The organism is Spirosoma koreense, from assembly GCF_054777875.1.
The window spans coordinates 189,569-209,709 of sequence record NZ_BAAHAC010000022.1; the positions used below are offsets into that span (position 1 = coordinate 189,569).

The window sequence follows — 20,141 nt, forward strand, 5'->3', positions numbered from 1 at the left end:
AGATTTTGTTTTGACAGGATTACCGGGCTGCAACTTCGGCTTTATCCTTAATCTTGTCAATCCTGTTCATCCTGTCGGGAAACGGAACGCACCGGTTCAGCCGCAACCCTTGTGAATTGACGGCCGTTACCAGCAACATATCCTTGTTTTTTCCAGTCATCAGGACCGACGCTCGGGCATCCCCCCGAATAACCAGGCCGCTGGCGATTGGGGCAGCCGGTTTAAAATGCCCTCGTCCATCACCCAGCAACACAACCCCAACCGACGCGTCTTCGCGGCCCATGTTGACTTCGTTGGGATAAAAATTACCGGTCAGTACCGCATCCAGGTGGCCATCCTGATTGAAATCGTGCACCACAATCCCAAAAACCGGCGATTCCTGCACGGTGCGGGGAAGGGCATGAACGCTAAATTTTCCCTGCCCCAGGTTTTCGATATAGGCACTTTGCAGATACGTCGCCCGCGCCTGGTAAGCCCCCGTCCGGTCGTCGTCGCTCAGCAGATCGTTAAAGGTAGCAACTGCGTAATCGGCATATCGCTGGTATTTTCGCCGAAATTGGATTACCTGCTGATTGAGCGCGTCGCGGGGAACGGCCGGATAGCAAACACCCTGGATGTAATAACCCATGAGCGGGTCGATGGTGCCATCGCTGTTGAAATCTTTGGCGATAACACTGACGGGCTCGTGCTCGGAAGCTCTGTACAAGGTGTTTAATCCTTCGTTGCCAGCCAGATAATCCAGATCGCCATCGTGGTCGAAATCGCCCTGTGCCAGACTGTTCCACCAGCCGGTCGTGTTCGGAATCTGGACGGGTGAAGTTGCCTTAAAAGTGCCCTTTACGTTTTTATACAGCGTAAGCGGCATCCACTCGCCCGCCAGCACCAGATCCGTCCAGCCATCCTTGTCATAATCGGACCACAGCGCAGCACAAACCATACCTACACGCATCAGAGATGGACAAAGCTGAGCCGTTACGTCGGTAAAGTGTCGTCCACTGGCCGATGCATCGTTTCGCAAGAGGTAGCTTCGGGCCGGAAAGGGATACTGACCGGGAATCTGGCGACCACCAACGAACAGATCGAGGTCATTGTCGTGATCGAAATCGCCCGCTACCACGCAGGAGCCACTGCCCGACAAATCGGGTAATGTGCCTTCCGGCGCCAGGCTAAAATCACCTTTACCGTTGTTGAGGTACAAGCGGTCCTGGTAAAAAGCGCGCTCGGTGGCCGGTCGTTCGTTACCGCCATTCACGACATACAGATCCAGGTCTCTGTCGCCATCGGCATCGAAAAACAGGGCATTGGTTGCTTCCTGGTCGACGGGCGCCGGAAACGATTTTTTCGTAAATCCGCCCGACGCCTTCTGAATAAACAGGCAGGCTTCGCTGCCCCGATACGACCCACCGACAAAACAATCGTCGAGCCCGTCGCCGTTGACGTCGCCCTTGGCCAGTGCAAAGCCCGACCGCGACAGCATTTTGTGCATAGCCGCCGTTTGTTTGAAATCGACAAAGTCCGACTCCCGATGCACAAAATCGATCGGATATACGCTCGTTACGTCGTCAAAAAGTCGTTGTTCTGCTTTGGGCAGCCCTGCTTTTGTTTCCGGATTCGATTGCCGGTACGATACTGTAAGCACCTGATCTGGCGTGACGTTTCGTTTGGTTTCCGTACGCCCGCCCGGCCAGTCGATTCGTACGGAGTCGATTTTGACCTGTCTGCCTATCCCGAAATGCAGAGAAGGGTCGATAGACGACAGGTATCCGCGAACGACGCTCTGCTCGGCGAACTGCATCTGACCACCCGCCCAGAGGGTTACCCGAGCGCCAAGGCCCTGCCGATTGGTCGAATCGCCCTGTAGTCGGATGGTTAAATAATGCTGATCCGGAGTTTGCTCACGGCTCCGGTTGCGGTAGATGAGTGCTTCGGCATCCACATTATTTACCGCCAGATCGAGGTCGCCATCGTTGTCGAAATCGGCGTAGGCGGCCCCGTTGGCGTACGATTTCGTGTTGAGCCCCCAGGCTTCGGAAACATCGGCGAACGAAACCGCGCCGGTATTGCGGAAGGCGTAGTGAGCCAGCGGAATCTCCGGAACTTTATCGAGCAGTTCGAGTCGTTTCCGGGTGTTGTACTCGGTGGTGCCGAAGCCAGAAAAATCCTCGTTGAAGTTGATGAAGTCCCGGTCGGTGACATTTTTGCGGTAGCCGTTGGTAATGTAGATATCTTTCCAGCCATCGTTGTCATAGTCGGCGAGCAGAGCGGCCCAGCTCCAGTCGGTCTGGGCTACATCGGCCATTAGCCCTACTTCGCTGAACAACGGCGTATTGTTGCCGCCCAGGTTTCCCAGATTCAACTGAAGGGAGTTGCGCATGTACTGCATCTGGTTGCCATACTGAGCTGAAACGCTCATTTCTTTCCGGTCGTAATCCTGTCCGGCCAGCATCATTTTGAGTCGGTTATTCTCTTTCGGCAGCATATCCAGCTGCATCAGATCGGGACGGGCGTCGTTGTTGAGGTCAGCGGCATCGATGCCCATACCGTATAGGCTCGTGTGGACCGTGGCCTGTTTGATGGCGTTGGTGAAATGGCCGTTTCCGTCGTTTAAGTAAAGAATGTCGCTGCTGGAGAAGTCGTTGGAGCAATAGATGTCCGGGTAGCCGTCCTTATTCAAGTCGCTGATGATCAGCCCAAGACCCAATCCGTCGTAAGTGATGCCGGCTTGCGCAGAGACGTCTTTAAAAACCGGATGCCCGGCCCGGCCCACGCCTTCGTTGCGGTAGAGCTTGCCGGTGCTGGGGTGTGTGCCATCCGACACCACCGGGCGGACATGGGCGGGATTCTGAAAATCGGGAGCTGTGTTCAGTAAAAAGGCGTCTAAATCGCCGTCGAGGTCGTAATCGAAAAAAGCCGACTGGGTCGTAAACGCCGGATCGGCCAGGCCATAGTCGGCCGCCATTTCTTTGAAAACCGGCTTCCCATTTGTCAAGCCCTGATGCACGAAGAGCAGATTTCTGGTCTCCTTGAGTGCCGGATGGCTTGCCACCGAAACATAAATGTCCAGCCAGCCATCCTGGTTGATATCCGTCACTACCACCCCCGAGCACCAGCGGTCGGTGGTCAGGCCGGCTGCTTCCGTGACGTCATCGAAAGCAAACGCATCGCCACCCGTTTTCCCTTGATTGAGATACAGCCGGCTGCTGGTCTGATTACCCGTGAAGAATACATCTGGATAGCCATCGTTGTTGAAATCGCCGATACCGACCCCCCCACCGTTGTAGAAGTTCGTGAATGTAAAGCCGTTCAGGCCATTGGTAGGCGTCAGATTGTTGGCAAACGTAACGTGGGTCCGACTGCTGGAAAGCTGTTCGAACAGGGTAGGGGAAGCCTGGTGGCAGGCTGTCAGAACACTGCCGAGTAAGGTTAGCCCAAGTAGCCAAAACCGTCTTGTCTGCATAGAGAGTGCCGCGAATCGATAATAATGGATAATGTAAAATGAATAATGGACAATGAAAATCCAGTCATTGTCCATTATTCATTTTACATTATCCATTCCGTTAATACCCAGGATTTTGTCCTTTGATTCCAATATTTGGGTTGTTGTCGATTTCCTGCTGAGGAATGGGCAGCAGTTCGTGCTTGCCTTTCTGGAAATACGAAATTGGCTCCGTCTTTAACTTACCCTGCTTCCGCCACCGCAGAATATCCCGGTTCCTGATCTCTTCCCCACTCAACTCGACCCGGCGTTCGTGCATGATGGCTGCAAGGATCTGATCTTTGGTCGAAACGGGATAATTCGCCGTTGGGTAAGCAGGCATCGCTACACTGGGACGAGCGCGGGTCATATTCAGGTACGAAATGGCGCTGGCGGTGTTGCCCAGCTCATTTTCGCATTCGGCCATCGACAGTAGCGTTTCGGCGTAGCGCATGATCCGCTGGTTGATACCCCCCGTTGTCGAAGTTCCCGCCTTATACATCAGGGTGAATTTCCGCCAGCTTACTTTCTGCACTTTGCCATCGACGGTCGAGCTGTTGCCGTTCTGAATCTCGTCGGTCAGAACCGTCTGGTCTTTGTTATACTTATCGCCGGTGGTGTAGAACGATTTAGCATAGCGAGGATCAGTCTTCGCATCGCCTTTACTGGGGCGCTCAAACTCAGCCAGCAAACTGTTCGACGGAATAATGTTCCGCCACCCAATTCCCGAATATTCCTGTGTCCGAACGGTTTCTTCGGCGCCCGCCGTACCGTCGCCATCACCATTCCAGTTGAATGAACCACCCGAGGGGAGAAAGTTTACTTCCCAGATCGACTCCTTGTTAAATTCGCCTTCTTCGGTAAAATTGTCATTGTACTCGTCGACCAGCGAATAGAGGCCTGAGCTAATGATTTTCTGAAGTTCGGTTTTCGCATTCGTGTAATCGCCCTGTTGCATATAAACCCGTGCCAGCAGCATCTGTGCGGCCCCTTTGGTGGCGCGTCCCTGATTGGACGCGTCGTAGGTGGCGGGCAGTACATCTTGTGCCGCTTTCAGGTCGGCAACAATGAACGCATAGACATCGGCTTCCGACGATCGGGGCAACGAACCCGCTACGGATGCAACGTAGTTTTTATACAGTGGAACGCCCCCCCACATACTCACCAGTTCGAAATAAGCCCAGGCCCGCAAAAATTTTGCCTCGCCCACGGCTTGGGTAGCGACGCTGGCGGTCAAGGATTTAGCGGCAGCCGTTTTATCGATGACCACATTCGCCCGGTGAATAATTCGGTAGGCTCCCGTCCAGACCGACGAGACCAGCGAATTATCGGTGCTCTGGACGCCCAGCAACAATTGGTTCCGGGGGGTTTCGAGCTGCCCTCCACCTGCCGCTACATCATCGGAACGGATATCGTGGGTAAAGAACCACTCACGGGCTACCAGGTTGGTAGATTGCAGAGCCGCATAAATACCATTGGTTGCGCTCTTCATCTGTACGTCATTTTGAAAATAACTGTCGGTCGTAACCGCGTTGGGATTGAGCTGATCCAGGCTTTTTTCGTTACACCCAACCGCCAGGCCCAGTAATAAAACACCGACTGAGAAATAGTGCCTTTTCATAAAAAAAGAGATGCTTTGAGTTCGATAAAGTCAGTTAGAACGTGAGCTGTAGACCAGCCAGTAAAGTGCGTGCCTGTGGATAGTTGGCGTAGTCGATACCGCTCCGCAACAGGGTTCCGTTGCGCGCGTTAATTTCTGGATCGTAGCCCGTGTATTTGGTCAGCGTCAGCAGGTTCTGGCTCGATACGTACACCCGCACCTTACTCACCACGCCATTGGTCAGACTTCCCAACGCCTTGACCGGAATCGTATACCCAATGGACAGGTTTTTGATCCGCATGTATGAACCATCCTCGATAAACCGGTCCGACGTACGGCTGTTGTTGTTCGGATCGCCAGCGACCGCCCGTGGCACATCAGTATTCGTGTTGGTGGGTGTCCAGGCGTTCAGCACAGCAGGGCCCGCATTGAATAGGCGAAGCATCCCCTGCGTAACGACTTTGGTACCGTTGTAGATTTTGTTGCCGTAGGTTCCCTGTAAATACAGTGTGAAGTCGAAGTTTTTATAGTTAGCCGTAAAGTTGGCGCCATAGTTGAACTTTGGCAGGTAGCTGCCCAGATAGGTCCGGTCGGACGCATCAATTTTACCATCGCCATTGAGGTCTTTAAAGCGAATATCGCCAGCCGACGTGTTTTTGGCCGGGTTGTCCGCATCGCGCGCAGCGGGCCGGTTCTGCACGGGCGCACTGTATACCTGGTCGATTGACTGGAAAATGCCGTCGGTTACGTAGCCGTAGAACGACTGGATCGGCTGGCCGGTTTCGGTTTTGGTAATATCCGATCCGCCGTAGTCGGCGTTCGAACCCGCATAAATCGCAGCGGTTGGGGTAGCCAGGCTCAGCACCCGGTTGCGGGTAATGCCGATGTTAGCCGATACGTTTCCACGGAAATCGCCTTTGGCGTAGTTATAGCCCGCCTGGAATTCATAGCCCCAGTTTTTCATGCTGCCAATATTGGCCACAGGAGCGTTGCTGTAACCAATCGAGTTTGGAATGGGAACCCCCAGGATCAGCCCGTCGGTAAACCGGTTGTAGATTTCGGCAGTAAACGTGATTTTGTTATTGAACAGCCCCACATCAATCCCCCCGTTGACCATGTCGGTCGTTTCCCATTTCAGCTCGGTATTCCCCAGCGAGTTGAAAAATGAACCCAGGGTATTGGTCGTACCAAATGGGTACTGGGTTGCATCAGCCGAAACCACCGACTGCCAGGCGTAGTTGCCAATGCCGTTAAAGCCCGTCTTACCATAGCTGACCCGCAGTTTCAATTCGGATACCTGGGGCATACCTTTCATGAAGGCCTCCTGATTGATGCGCCAGCCGACCGAGGCCGATGGGAAGTTCCCCCATTTGTTGCCCGGTGCGAACAACGACGAACCATCCCGTCGAATCGACGCGCTCAGGAGGTACTTGCCATTGTAATCGTAGTTGACCCGACCGATGTACGAAATCAGGTCCGTTTCGCCCCGCGTGCTCGAAACCGACGGATTGCTAACCCCCTGAATCATGTCCAGATCGTTGTTGGGCCGGGTGCCTGAACCGGTAAATCCAGTCGAGAGCACTTTCTGGGTTTCAGCCGCGGCCAGCACGCTCAGGCTATGTTTGCCAAAGGTCTTATCGAACGAAAGCTGGTTGGTAAATACCTGAGATATGGTGGTGTTGCGGGTTTGGGAAACCGTAGCCGAAGTCCGCGATACATAACCATCGTTGTAGATCGGGTTAAACGTGCCAATATTGGTGAAACCCATATCGACCCCGTAATTGAACCGGTATTTCAGGTAGTTGGTCAGGCGCACATCGGCGTAAACGGTCGCAAACGCTTTCAGGAATTTCGTCCGGGTAATGTCCTGGTTCGGAGCCCGCAGCGGGTTTTCCGGATCGGAGCCGTCGGCAGCCGTTGGCGCACTGTAGCCACCTACTTTGGTAGGGTCGGTCGTTGGCCAGTAGGGCATCATCCGCAGCGCGTGCATCAACTGCGACCGGTCGCCGGTGGTTTCACCCCGCTGGTTGCTGTAGGCCGCGGTGAGTGTTTGTCCAATGGACAGAAACTTAGCAACCTGATGATCGGAGTTCAGCCGTAGCGAACCGCGCTCAAAGTCGGTTCCGATCATGATTCCCTGCTGTTTAAAGTAGCTGCCCGACGCAAAAAAGCGCGATGCCGCATTGCCACCCGAGAGCGACAGTTGGTGCTGGGCGATGGGGGCGTTGCGAAACAGCTCATTCTGCCAGTTGGTCTCGGTCTGGGCGAAGGTCTGCGTGGCACCGGCGTAGATGGGCTGATTCAGGTCGTTCAGCCGGGCTGGTAGGGGAATACCCCCGCCGGAAGTCAGCGCTTTGGCGTATTGTACGTACTGATCACGATTGAGGACGTCGATCTTATGCCAGGCGCTTTGCGTTCCGACGTACGAGTCGAGCGTAATTCGGACCTTGCTGTCACGGCTCCCTTTCTTGGTCGTGATCAGAATAACGCCATTAGCTGCCCGTGAACCGTAAATAGCGGCCGAACTGGCATCTTTCAGCACTTCCAGCGATTCGATGTCGTTGTTGTTGAAGCTACTGATGTCGCCGGTCGGTACGCCATCGATGACGTAGAGCGGGCCCGACGCGTAGTTGATCGAGCCAATCCCCCGAATCTGCACGGTCGGTGCGCTTCCTGGATTACCGTTGTTGACGACCGAGACACCCGGAACCCGGCCCTGGAGCGCGGAAGCCACATTGGGTACCGGCAGAGCCGTGATTTCTTTCGGCGTAACTGTCGAAACGGCACCGGTCAGCGAAGAGCGTTTCTGGGTACCGTAGCCCACGACAACGACTTCTTCCAGCGAACCGGCATCGGCTTCCAGCGATACGTTGATAACGGATTGGTTGCTGATCGTTATCTCCTGTTTTCTATAGCCTATGTAGCTGAATACCAATACTGAACTGGCGTTGGGTACGTCGATGCGGAACGCCCCCCGTGTGTCGCTGGTTGTGCCGCGGGTTGTTCCTTTGATCTGGACATTGACGCCGACCAGTGGATCGCCTTTTTCGTCGCGTACGGTTCCCGAAACGGGCTGGTCGGCGGGGGGCGTGTAGGCCAAGCCGTTGGTGACCAGCGCTGTTATAACCAATAACGGGTAGAGGCCCAGCCGCAGAAACTGGCGAAACAGGCCACGAAGTGGTAGTTGATTTAGCATAATCATGAAGGTTGGTTTTTCGGTTTAGAAATGGCAGAAGCATGGCATCTGAGACGGGATGCCTTCTGTACAGGAATAGGAGGAGAGTTGCCGGAAACCTATCAGGCTTCTGGCGATGGCTTTAAAAAGTCAGTGGAGATGGGTTGGAGTAAGTAGTCGATCGGTCATAAGCAGGAACGGGTTTAGTAAAAAAGGATTAAACAGAATATCTATGAGTAAATCTTCCGCTGAATCCGGCCGCTGGTCATAAAGTGAGCCGGTCAGCATAGCCGGTTGTCGAAGAAGTGTCCTTAGATCTCACGGACTGGTTTATCTATGCACTTTTATTCCTGAATAATGTCTTGTCAATCACTATATTGGTTTGTGTCCAAATGACACTAATTAATTTAGACCCTTTACGAATTCTATTTTTACTTTACTTAGTGCAAATATCAGAATGATTTCGATATTCGCAATCGATTGCATTAATTTTATATTAAATAAGTTTATTCTGCAGCCATAATGCCCTCCACAACACAATATTGTAGACTAAAAGCCCCGCTAAGAGATTAGAATAGAAGAATCCGTAAAGCTAATGACAGGCGAAAAGAGCCTAATCTGTTTCTTTTAAATTGAGCTAGCCAGGGACGGCAGTCGAATACGCAGGTAATTAGCAGAAGAAGGGTTACCAGTTGGTCAATAACCTGAGCAGCACGTCCGGTTTGAGAAATAGGCCAATAATGGGGACGGTCAGACCAAGGGTTAGGTAGACAAGTGATTTGGGAAGGCGAACGGCTGCGGGCCGATCGGAAGTGTCCAGGGCCGGACGAAAGAAAAGCAGAAAGGGAATTTTGAGATAGTACACCAGCGAAATAAGCGCATTCAATAAGCCCAGACCAAAGAGCGCCAGCAACCAGTTATTTCCTGTTTGTTGGTAAGCATCGTAAAGCGCCGAAAAGGACAGGAGTTTTGCGGTGAACCCTACGGTTGGTGGCAGGCCTGTCAGCGCAATCATCACGATCGTCAGTGCAACGGAGAGCAAAGGTTGTCTGGGGCCAAGGCCCGAAAACTGGCTGATCGTCAGCGAATTTCCCTGGCTGCGGGCCAGCAGATCGATCAGGAAAAAAGCGGCCAGGGAGATAAACAGGTAGGTACCGGCATAAAAAAGGACCGCTTCAAAACCCGCCTGATTCATAGCCACTACGCCCACCAGCAGAAAGCCAGCGTGCGCAATCGTCGAGTACGCCAGCAGTCGCTTGGCATCGGTCTGCCGAAGAGCCGATAGATTTCCAATCAGCATGCCCGCCAGAGCCAATACCGCCAGCGGGGTTTGCAGGCTGGCCGCCGAAACGCCACCCATCGGCGAATCGGCTGGCAGGGCCGTCACGATTCGCATAAAGACCAGCACGGCCGCAGCTTTGGGGGCTACTGAAAAAAACGCAGCTACCGGCACCGGCGCAGCTTCGTAGGCATCGGGTGTCCAGATGTGAAAAGGTACCCCCGCCAGTTTGAATAGTAGGCCGGCCAGTGTCAGCAATAGGGCAACAGTCACTACAGCCGTATCCTGATTGGCCAGTTCAATACCAAACGCCGTAGCGGTTATATCGAGCGTACCTGTCATGCCATACAGCAACGACATACCGTAGAGCATGATTGCCGAACTGATGGCCCCGAATAATAAGTATTTGATGCCGCCCTCCGACGCTTTTCGGTCGGCGGAGAGGGCGGTCAGTAGGTAAGAACAGATAGAAACGAGTTCGATGCTCAGGTAGATACTGAGTAAGTTGACCGAAATCGTCATCAGAAAAAGCCCCAACGTCATGCCGATCAGTAAAGCGTGCCATTCTGGTGGTAGAGCCGGTCGATTCGTCGCGCTTACTGAAGACGGCTCGGTGTAGGCCAGCGATTCATAAAGCAAAACGAAAAGTGCGCTGAGCGCAATGAGGACCTGCATGAAAATGGCCTGATTATCAATAAATAACAGCCGCATGAACAGGAATCCCCGCGTGGTTGACAACCCCGCCCAAACGCCGGCGACTGCTACGGCCACAATTCCCAGTCCTGCCAGGATTCGGCGAGCCCGCATTGGGGCGTTGCGAAGCAGCAGCAGTTCGGTTACTAGCAGCACACAGAAAGCTACCGATAACCAGGCCTCTGGTCCGAAGCCACCCAGGCTGCTGAGAATGTCGTTTAATTGATCGGTAAGAGACAAGAGCTGAAAGTGTCGGTAGAAGCTAGCGGTCAGGAGTTAGTAAATAGTTCTCAAACAACTACTCCTGACCCCTGACCGCTAATTACGCTGTTTTTATATAATTCCGTCGCGGTTGGGCTGGCCTTCATAGCCATGCAGGTGAACAGGGGTCTGCTTTTTGCGCAGGCGGATATTCAGAAATTCGACCAGCAGCGAGAAGGCAATGGCGAAATATAGGTATCCTTTGGGCACCGCACCGACTTCCTGATTGAAGATCGACACTTCGGACAGGTGCGCGCCTTCGGCTATCAGCATAAACCCGATCATGATCAGAAACGCCAGACCGAGCATCTGAATCGTAGGATGTTCATTGACAAACTTACCCACGGGGCCGGCAAAGAACATCATGATCAGAATCGATAAGACCACGGCAATCATCATAACGGCTACGTTCTGCGTCAGACCAATGGCCGTCAGGATGGAGTCGATTGAGAAAACGATGTTCGTGATGGCAATTTGGGTCACCACACTAGAGACCGTCGTTTTACTTTTTGTGCCCTCCTGCGTCTCATCGTCAGCGTGTCCTTCGAGCTTATGGTGAATCTCCGACGTGGCTTTATAGAGCAGAAACAAGCCTCCGCCAAACAGAATCAGGCTTTGCCCGGTGAAGGCGGCTTTAAACCAGCCTGTATCGACGTGTGTGAATGGTTTACTTAAGGATATGACAAACGAAATACCCAGCAGCAGCAGCAGTCGGAAGGCCATGGCCAGTATCAGCCCGATGTTCCGGGCTTTAGGCTGCTCCTGTAACGAGAGCTTATTGGCCGCAATGGAAATAAAAATGATGTTGTCGATACCCAGCACGATTTCCAGAAACGTCAGGGTCAACAGACTGATGATGGATTCAGCCGTAAACAGGTCGCTCATAGTTGATAGAAGATCCAGCCCAAAATTACCGGCTGCGGACCGGGTCTGCAACAACTTGTGCAAGAAAGAACAACGGACCGGATAAAAGGTTAATGGGGTATATTGCTGGTAAAGTGAAGATCAATTGAAAAATCCGGCAACAATGGCCCGCTTAATTGCGTATATAGGAAGCAGGTGAGCCGCCACGAATCGATCCGTTCGATTCGTAGACAAGGCTTCAGACGCCGATTTTTTGTCGGGAGCCGGACCGTCGCTACGGTGGGCTGTAGTTCCTGGCAGCACCATTGGCAACCGGGGCACGGCTCCCGGCAAAAGTTTTAAGACATTTGGTAGCTTTTGCGTTAACCAGTAACATAAATTCAGTTGGGGTAGTTATGCAACAGGAACTTTAAGCGGGAAAAGGTGTCCCTCGACCTGACTAGTCAAAGGAAGTAGCGACCCGCGCTGATCGACCTTATAATCAGTCAGCTGCCTGTCAGAAAATTTACATACTGTGGCGAAAATTATCGTTCGTGTTTTACTGGGTTTGCTTGCACTCGTCCTATTGCTGGTCGGGTTTGTGGTGTTGGTCGCCACCACACCCTGGGGCCAGCAGTTTGTGACGAAGCAGGTCAATTCGTACCTGGCCCAGAAACTGCAGTCGCCTTTTCACATTGGGCGCATCAGCTATTCCATTCCGGACTGGATCGAGCTGGAAGATGTTTTTTTTAAAACGCCCAAAGGTGATACCCTGCTCAACGGCGGCCGAATGCGCATCGACCTCGATATGTGGGGGCTGCTCAACAACCGTGTGGCGCTGAATCAGATCGAGCTGGAACACATTCGGCTGAATGTTAACCGGACCTTGCCCGACACCACCTTCAATTTTCAGTATATTCTCGACGCCTTCGATACCGGTTCTGCACCGGAACCCTCCGATACGGTATCGACGCCAATGGCCATCAACCTAACGGGTATTGCGCTGCGCGACGTTCGGATCAAATACCTCGACGATGTGACGGGTGCCGATGTGAATGCCTACCTGGACAGTTTGCGGGCCAGGTTCAGCGAAACGGACGTTGCCAAGTCGAAATACCATCTGTCGGACGTAGCGGTCAATGGCATGAACGTGTACACCCGACTCTATGAAGGGCTGCCCACTCCGCCCAGTGCACCCGGCAAGCCCGGCGATACACTCGATCTGGCCCTGGGGAAGTGGCAGATCAATAACGCCAAATGGGATATCCGGGTCGAAACTGCTGATTTTCGCACGCAGGGTAGCGCAGAACGGTTGGCTATGGAGTCGGACTTTCTGTACCTCGAAGGAGAAAAAATCGGAATCAAATCGCTCGATTTAAGCAATGCCGACGTGGCGGCCATCCTGACCAAGCCAGCCAAAAAGTCGGTGCCTGCCCAGTCTGCTGCCGCATCCACTGCCAGTACGGGCGCACCCGGCTGGCAGGCCAAACTCACCAACGTACGGTTTGCCAATAACCGCATCCGCTACGATGATGAAACGGCCCCCCGCCAGAAGAAAGGACTGGACTATAGCCACCTCGATCTACAGAATCTGGGTATCGACGGGCGATTTCTGGTCTATCAGGACCTGGGTAAGCGTGGTCAGCGCATCAGTGGTCAGCTCCGTAACGGCCGGTTCCGGGCTACCAGTGGATTTGTGCTACAGAAACTTGAAGGAAATCTGCTTTATACCGACACGACCACGACCCTGACGAAGCTATACATCCAGACGCCTACTACGCTCCTGCGTGATCAGGTGGTGCTACGCTACGATTCGCTGGGGCAACTGAGCAATCCACGATTTGCCAAACGGGTGGGCGTACGCGTGAACCTGCGCCAGAGTCGGCTTTCCGTCGAAGATGTGCTGCAACTGGCCCCCTTCCTGGCCGACACGCCCCCGTTTGCGGGCAATAGCGGGGGCGTGTTCAGGGCAAACGCACAAGCGTCGGGTACACTGGCTGCGCTGAACATTCCCCAACTGGAATTCGATATGTTGTCGGGTACGAAGCTGGTTGCCAGCGGTCGGCTGACCAACGTGACCGATCCAGACCATCTGGGGGTCGACATGGACGTGAAGGAAGCTGTTACCAACCTGGCAGACATTAACAAACTCGCGCCCAAAGGCTCTATTCCCTCGTCGATCGCGCTGCCGCCGGGTATAAAATTGACCGGTAAAATCAGTGGTCAGTTGAACGATCTGGTGCTGGATGCCAACGTCAATACGGTCTGGGGGACGGCTAGTTTCGACGGGCGGCTGGCCGGATTTGTAGCCGGCAAAAACCAGACCTATAAAGGCACACTCAACCTCAACGATTTCGACGCAGGAAAGTGGCTCAAACAAACAGGCACTGTCGGTAAAATAACCGGTCGGGCCACGGTCGATGGGCGCGGCATCGATGTCAACACGCTTACGACCAATTTTGATCTGGCCATTCAATCTGCCGAACTAAGCGGCTATACCTATCAGAACCTGACCGCCCAAGGGAAACTGGCGGCCGGAAATCTGGCCCTGACCGGAGCGCTCAAAGATCCCAATGCCAACCTGGCCCTGGACATCAAAGCCGCATTGAAAGGCGATTTTCCTTCCGTAGCCGGTGAGACAGTGATCAATGAACTGAATTTACAGCAACTGAAACTTTACAAAGACCCTCTATCGCTCAAAGGACGGATATTATTGGATATGGCTTCGACTGATCCGGCCAAGCCGGTCGGTACCGTTTCGGCGAGTGATGCCGTCGTGACGTTACAGGGGAAAAGCTATCCTGTCGATTCGTTGTACGCCCAGTTGTCGGCCAATGGCACAACCAAGGGGGTGGTTGCGCAGTTGCCGGGGGCCCGCCTTAAACTCGACGGACAGTTCGAGTATGCGCAGCTCTACGACATAATCCTGGGCGAAATCGGTAAGTACATTTCCCTCCCCGATCTAGCGTATAAAAAAATACCGCCCCCGCATGCTTTCGCCCTGTCGATGAAAGCCTATCAGAATCCACTGATTCGTGCGTTCGTGCCGGATCTGACCCGGATGGATACCGTTCGCTTCAACGCGTATCTCGATAATACGCGGGACACGACCCTGTCGGCCACGCTCCGAACGGGCGTAATCGTTTACGACACGACGACGCTGCAGGGAAGTCGTTTGGCCCTGCGCGGTGTCGGAAACCAATTGCAAATCAACGGGAAGGTCGATGGCGTGCTGTACAATGGCATGACCATCCGGGAAACTGACTTGACCGGTACGGCGGCCAATAACCAGCTTCGGTTTGCGGTAGTCAATAAAGATTCTATCGACCAGGATCTACACGGCCTGGCCGGAACGCTCAGCATTGTCGACTCCAGCTACCGGTTTCAGTTTGCGCCCAACGGCCTGCTGACCAATTACCAGCGCTGGCAAACCGACACGGCCGGATTTGCGCAGTATGGCAAAAGTGGGGTGCTGGTCAATAATCTGCACATCGAAAATAAAAGCCAGGCGCTGGACATCAGCAATACCGAGAGTTACGGCAATGCCCCGATCCGGGTGACGGCCCACAACCTGGATGTCGAGAACCTGGCCCGGCTCGCCAACCAGGACACGACACTGGCCAGTGGCCTGCTCAATGGTACGATCATTGTCCGCGATTACATGGCGACTGACCGGAAGCTGGCTTTTATCGGATCGATTTATGTCGATAGTCTCAAGGTCATGAGCCAGCCCATCGGTAACCTGACCGCCCGGCTCCGCAATACAGACGATGGTCGCATCAATGTCAACACAACCCTGGTCGGACCGTTTAATGATGCCAGCGTGACAGGTTTTTACAACCCGGAAGATGCCAAACAGGCGCTCGATCTGGCTATCAAGCTAAACCGACTGGATGCGCGAACCATCGAGGCTTTTAGTTTCGGAGAACTCCGGCAGGCTAAGGGCAAGCTTACAGGTGCGTTCGATGTGGCAGGGGCGATCGACAATCCTCAAATGAACGGGAACGTAGCCTTCGACTCAGTAGCCTTTAACATCAAACAACTGAACGCTACGTATCACATCGATCAGGAGAAGCTGGCGTTTGCCGGCCAGACCATCACACTGGATAATTTCAAGCTGCGGGACGATCAGGGACGGACGCTGTCGACGGATGGCAAAGTCGTATTGAAAAATTTGCCCAATGCAGCCTACGACCTGCGCGTACGGGCCGATCATTTTCAGGTGTTGAATGCCGCCCGGAAAGACAATGATTATGCGTATGGACAAGCGGCCGTATCGACCGATCTGCGGATCAAAGGCGCGGGTTCCAATGCGTCAATATCGGGCAACGTACGGCTGGAAGATGGCAGCAAGATTTCGCTGGTATTGCCCGATCAGGAAGCTGGTATCGAAGAATCGAGTAAGATTGTTACGTTCATCGATCATAATGATTCAACGGCCATCGCTAAATACATCAGCCGGCCGAAGCAGGACAGCGTCAGAACGACCCCCCGACTGGCTTTCGATCAGTTAAGCAACTCGACGATCTCACTGGACCTGGAAGCCGACGAAAAATCGGAGCTGACCATCGTGGTCGATGAACTGAACGGCGATTACCTGCGGGCTCGCGGCAATGCCCGCCTGAACGTGGGCATGAATGCCTCCGGGCAGCTGACCGTTCTGGGTCGGTACGAGGTAACCGAAGGAGAATACTCCATGACGTATCAGGTGCTGAAACGCCAGTTTAAAATTCAGAAAGGAGGCTACATCAATTTCTCGGGCGACCCGCTCAAAGCCGACATCAACATGACGGCAATCTACCAGGTCTCCACGTCGCCGGGCGATTTGATCGGAAGCGAAACGACCAGTATTCCCTCCGCAGCGGCCAGTCGTAAGCTTCCGTTCGATGTGGCGCTGACCATCAGTAATAATCTAGCCGCCCCGAAACTGGATTTCGACATTCGTCTGCCCGAAGTTGAAGGTGACAATACGCCTGCGTCATCGGCTGCGGCATCGAGCGAACTGGGTGCCACTATCGAGAATAAACTGAAAACCTTGCGGCAGGACCCGTCGCAGATCAACAAGCAGGTGTTTGCGTTGCTGGTGCTGAACCGATTCCTGCCCGAAAACACCGCCGACTTCTTCTCCGGATCGAATTCTGGGGGCGGGCTGAATTCACAGGCCGAGAGTGTGGCCCGCAGCAGCGTCAGTAAGCTGATTTCAGACCAGTTAGGGCGGCTTGCCTCCAACGTACTGAAAGGATTCGACGTCAATTTCAATTTACAGTCGGAGAATGGCATCGCAACGAACGACGGAGGAAGCGGTGCCCGAACAGACCTGAACATTGGCTTATCGAAGAGCTTTCTGTCGGGCCGCTTAACCGTATCGGTAGGAAAAAATTTCGTGCTGGAAAACACCACCGGGACAGCAAACCCGAATCAGGTCTTCGACAACGTATCCCTGAATTATAACGTCTCGCGCGACGGCCGTTACGTTTTGCGGGCCTACCGCCATAACGACTACCAGGCTGTACTGGACGGCTATATCGTTGAAACGGGAGTCGGGTTCGTCATCACCATTGATTACAATACGCTGTCCGACATTCTGCGCCGATCGCCTGGTGCCCCCTCGGCGAATTGATTCGTTATGAAGAATTTATCTGGAATAAAACGTTTTGTTTATGCCCTTTTTGCTGCTTTTTCATGGGGAGCAAAGCAGGTAGCTTGCCCTTTTAGCTTAACTCCTTTCCGTTCTTTACTGCCTGCTCTTTGTCTTCCTGTTCTCGCTTTACTGCTCAATAGCTGCAACATTGCAAAGCATTTACCGGCCAACGAGCGCCTGTATATGGGTACCGATGTGACGATCAAGGCCGACTCGGTTCCGGCTGGTGAGCAGAAGGCGATTCAGGAACAACTGACGAGTATGGCTCGGCCAAGGCCAAACAAGCAACTTTTTGGCTATCCGTACAAAGTAGGATTTTATTACCTGTTCGGCGAGCCGCGCAAGAACGGTTTCCGGGCCTGGTTCCGTCGGAAGTTTGGCGAAGAGCCGGTGTTCGCCAGTGCGAAAGCGATCTCCTCAAATATTCCGGTCTGGCAGGCCTTTCTGGTGAATGAAGGCTATTTTGGTTCTACGGCTACCGGGTCATTGAAAGAAGAGGGGTATAAAGCGCGGGGTGTGTATGAGGTAAACGTGAAGCCACGCTTTTACGTCGATTCGGTCACGTTTGTCGTCGATTCGACCCCCGTCCGGAAAGCACTCCAGTTTTCGTCCAGACGCCCTGTCGTTAAAAAAGGTGATCCATATCGTCTCGATAATCTTAAGATCGAGCGCGAACGCATTAGCCAGGTCATCAAGCAGCGCGGCTTCTATTATTTTCTTCCCGATTACGTAGGCATCCTGGCGGATAACGACTCCATCCTTCATAAAACGAAGCTGTATTACTACATCAAACCCGACATGCCCGATGCGGCTGGGGTACCTTATTCCATCCGCGACGTATTCATCTACCCGAATTACAACATCTCAACGGCCCAGCAGGACACGAACAAACGCCGGGCCGTTGAGTCTGAACAGCGGTTTCGAATTGTCGATTCGACGCATATGTTCAATCCCAAATTGTTTCGCGACATCGTAACGGTACGGCCTGGAAGCCGCTACAACAGCCGGATGCAGGATTTGACGCTCTCCCGGTTTATCAACGTGGGGGCCTTTAAGTTTGTCCGCAACCGTTTCGAACCCGACCAGCAGGGCGACTCGGCCGTATTGGATGTTCATTATTACCTGACGCCTTATCCGGAGAAATCGATTCGCATAGAGCCGGATTTCACCTCGCGCTCCAATAACTTCAACGGGACGCAGATGACGCTAAGCTGGCGGAATCGGAATGCGTTGCGTCGGGCGGAATTGCTGACCATCAACGGCACGGCGGGGATCGAATTTCAGGTCGGAGCGGGTGATCAGGGGGTAACCAACTACCGCTTCGGACTCGACGGAACACTTAGTTTCCCCCGATTGGTCAGCCCGCTGGCCTTCCGCTATGACCGGCGACAGGCCCTGCCCAAAACGAACGCAACGCTGGGTTACCAAACCATCATTCGGGGTGGGCTGTACCGAATCAATTCATTTCAGACCACATTCGGCTACGCCTGGCGACAGAATCAGCAGGTCGAACATGTTTTCCAGCCCTTCAATGCCAACTACGTGTATGTGCCCGACGCCAGCATAGGGCAGCGGGTTTACGATATTCTGCTTGATCCGGAGATATTGCAAATCGTTAAAAACCAATACATCAATACGGTTTTTAACTCGAATCAGCTTATTCTTAGCTCACTTTATAGTTTCAATTACAATACGCCCCCCCGGTCTAATTCTCCCAACACCTTCCGGCTGACGACCAATGTGGAGGTCGCCGGCAATCTGGCCAGCCTTTTCTTTCGCAAAGACACATTTCCAGATGGGCGACGAACCATCTTTGGGGTTCCTTACGCCCAGTATTTCCGAATCGATGCCGATGCGCGCTTCTACCGGAAACTGAGCAGCAATATAACCTGGGCGAATCGACTCTTTGCTGGCCTGGGACTTCCTTACGGCAATTACAATGGGTTCCAGTTGCCGTTCACAAAGCGGTATTTCGTGGGCGGAGCCAACAGCATTCGGGCGTTCCGGCCTCGTGCCATTGGCCCTGGTCTGTTTACCAGCGATACGCTTCAGAACCTACCTACCTTTCAGGATGGCGGTGGTGACATTAAGCTGGAGGCCAATACCGAGCTGCGGGTCAAGTTCACGAAATATTTGGAGGGGGCCGTATTCGTCGATGCGGGCAACGTCTGGACGTACTACAATATCGAGGCCTTCGAAGGTAACGTCGAATCGTTCACGCCCAATTTTTACAAACAGATTGCCATCGGTACGGGAGTAGGGCTTCGGATCGATTTGTCGTACTTTCTGGTACGCTTCGACCTGGCGACGCCCATACGCAAACCTTACAAAACCAACGGCAACGAATGGGTGCTGGATCAGTTTGATTTTGGCAGCTCCGCCTGGCGAAAACAGAACCTGATCTTCAACATCGCCATTGGGTATCCATTCTAGCCAAATTACTCTTTTTTCAGCACTGGCCGCAGCACGTTCCAGACCGTGTTGGCTACAATTTTATGACCGGCTGGGGTGGGGTGAATGCCATCGGGCTGGTTCAGTTTGGGAATGCCGCCAACGCCTTCAAGCAGGAATGGGATCAGCAGCACGTTGTTTTTATCGGCCAGTTCTTTAAACAAACTCCGAAACTCTTTGGTGTAGGTTGTACCCATGTTCGGTGGAATCTGCATACCGGCCAGCACAATAGTCGCCTGCGGGCTTTTGCGACGAACCGTATCCATAATCGCCTGTAGATTCTGCCGGGTGGCCGACAGTGGAAGCCCGCGCAGCCCATCGTTACCGCCCAGTTCGAGTACGAACACCGCCACCGGCTGGCGCATTACCCAACTGATGCGGCTTTTGCCCCCGGCCGTCGTTTCGCCACTCAGGCCCGCATTGACAACCTGATAATTCAGCCCGGCAGAGTCGATCTTTTCGCCGATCAGAGCCGGAAACGCCTGTGCCGGTTCGACGCCGTAGCCCGCCGTCAGGCTGTTGCCGTAGAAAAGAACGATCTGTTTTTTGCCCGACTGGGTCGGCTGCGTATCCGCCGATGTTGCGGTTGACGAATCGGATGGCTGCTTTGAGTCGGTTTTAGAGTCGGATGACCCACAGCCCCAGACCGTTAAGATCAGCATCAGGCCGCTTATCACAGAATGCGGGATTTGCGCTAATTGGAAGAACTTCATTGATTTTGTG

Annotated in this window: 8 protein-coding genes; 2 read left to right on the forward strand and 6 right to left on the reverse strand. The window is 53.4% G+C overall.

Annotated features, from left to right (window positions below):
• Positions 1-19 precede the first annotated feature (19 nt).
• From ACYVC2_RS14390 to ACYVC2_RS14410, 5 genes are all read right to left on the reverse strand, one after another.
• Positions 20-3,457 (reverse strand): VCBS repeat-containing protein, encoded by a 3,438-nt coding sequence (locus tag ACYVC2_RS14390; protein ID WP_461103146.1) that lies wholly within the window; start codon positions 3,455-3,457, stop codon positions 20-22.
• A 100-nt stretch (positions 3,458-3,557) separates the two neighbouring features.
• Positions 3,558-5,096 carry a RagB/SusD family nutrient uptake outer membrane protein gene (locus tag ACYVC2_RS14395; protein WP_461103147.1) on the reverse strand — a complete coding sequence of 513 codons (1,539 nt, stop codon included), beginning with the start codon at positions 5,094-5,096 and terminating at the stop codon, positions 3,558-3,560.
• A 34-nt stretch (positions 5,097-5,130) separates the two neighbouring features.
• Positions 5,131-8,271 (reverse strand): SusC/RagA family TonB-linked outer membrane protein, encoded by a 3,141-nt coding sequence (locus tag ACYVC2_RS14400; protein WP_461103148.1) that lies wholly within the window; start codon positions 8,269-8,271, stop codon positions 5,131-5,133.
• A gap of 664 nt (positions 8,272-8,935) precedes the next feature.
• The gene (locus ACYVC2_RS14405; protein WP_461103149.1) at positions 8,936-10,462 is read right to left on the reverse strand and encodes an NADH-quinone oxidoreductase subunit N; all 1,527 of its coding nucleotides are present in this window, start codon (positions 10,460-10,462) and stop codon (positions 8,936-8,938) included.
• Positions 10,463-10,555: 93 nt separating this feature from the next.
• The gene (locus tag ACYVC2_RS14410) at positions 10,556-11,368 is read right to left on the reverse strand and encodes a TerC family protein (protein ID WP_461103150.1); all 813 of its coding nucleotides are present in this window, start codon (positions 11,366-11,368) and stop codon (positions 10,556-10,558) included.
• Between the two features lie 493 nt (positions 11,369-11,861).
• On the opposite strand from ACYVC2_RS14410, the gene ACYVC2_RS14415 reads away from it, so the two are divergent.
• Together ACYVC2_RS14415 and tamL are read left to right on the forward strand one after the other, a co-directional pair.
• On the forward strand, positions 11,862-16,946 hold the full coding sequence (locus ACYVC2_RS14415; RefSeq protein ID WP_461103151.1) for a translocation/assembly module TamB domain-containing protein: 5,085 nt from the start codon (positions 11,862-11,864) through the stop codon (positions 16,944-16,946).
• Between the two features lie 150 nt (positions 16,947-17,096).
• Positions 17,097-19,400, forward strand: coding sequence for a translocation and assembly module lipoprotein TamL (gene tamL / locus ACYVC2_RS14420; RefSeq protein ID WP_461107135.1), 2,304 nt, complete (start codon positions 17,097-17,099; stop codon positions 19,398-19,400).
• 5 nt (positions 19,401-19,405) lie between these two features.
• On the opposite strand, the gene ACYVC2_RS14425 is transcribed toward tamL, so the two are convergent.
• A complete protein-coding gene (locus tag ACYVC2_RS14425) occupies positions 19,406-20,131 on the reverse strand; it encodes an arylesterase (RefSeq protein ID WP_461103152.1) in 726 nt (241 codons plus the stop codon).
• Positions 20,132-20,141: the final 10 nt, after the last annotated feature.

What these genes read in the sequence shown, in the direction of transcription:
- ACYVC2_RS14390 (WP_461103146.1), bottom strand. Translation starts at nt 3,457, where the DNA reads ATGCAGACAAGACGGTTTTGGCTACTTGGGCTAACCTTACTCGGCAGT.
- ACYVC2_RS14400 (WP_461103148.1), bottom strand. Translation starts at nt 8,271, where the DNA reads ATGCTAAATCAACTACCACTTCGTGGCCTGTTTCGCCAGTTTCTGCGG.
- ACYVC2_RS14425 (WP_461103152.1), bottom strand. Translation starts at nt 20,131, where the DNA reads ATGAAGTTCTTCCAATTAGCGCAAATCCCGCATTCTGTGATAAGCGGC.
- ACYVC2_RS14395 (WP_461103147.1), bottom strand. Translation starts at nt 5,096, where the DNA reads ATGAAAAGGCACTATTTCTCAGTCGGTGTTTTATTACTGGGCCTGGCG.
- ACYVC2_RS14410 (WP_461103150.1), bottom strand. Translation starts at nt 11,368, where the DNA reads ATGAGCGACCTGTTTACGGCTGAATCCATCATCAGTCTGTTGACCCTG.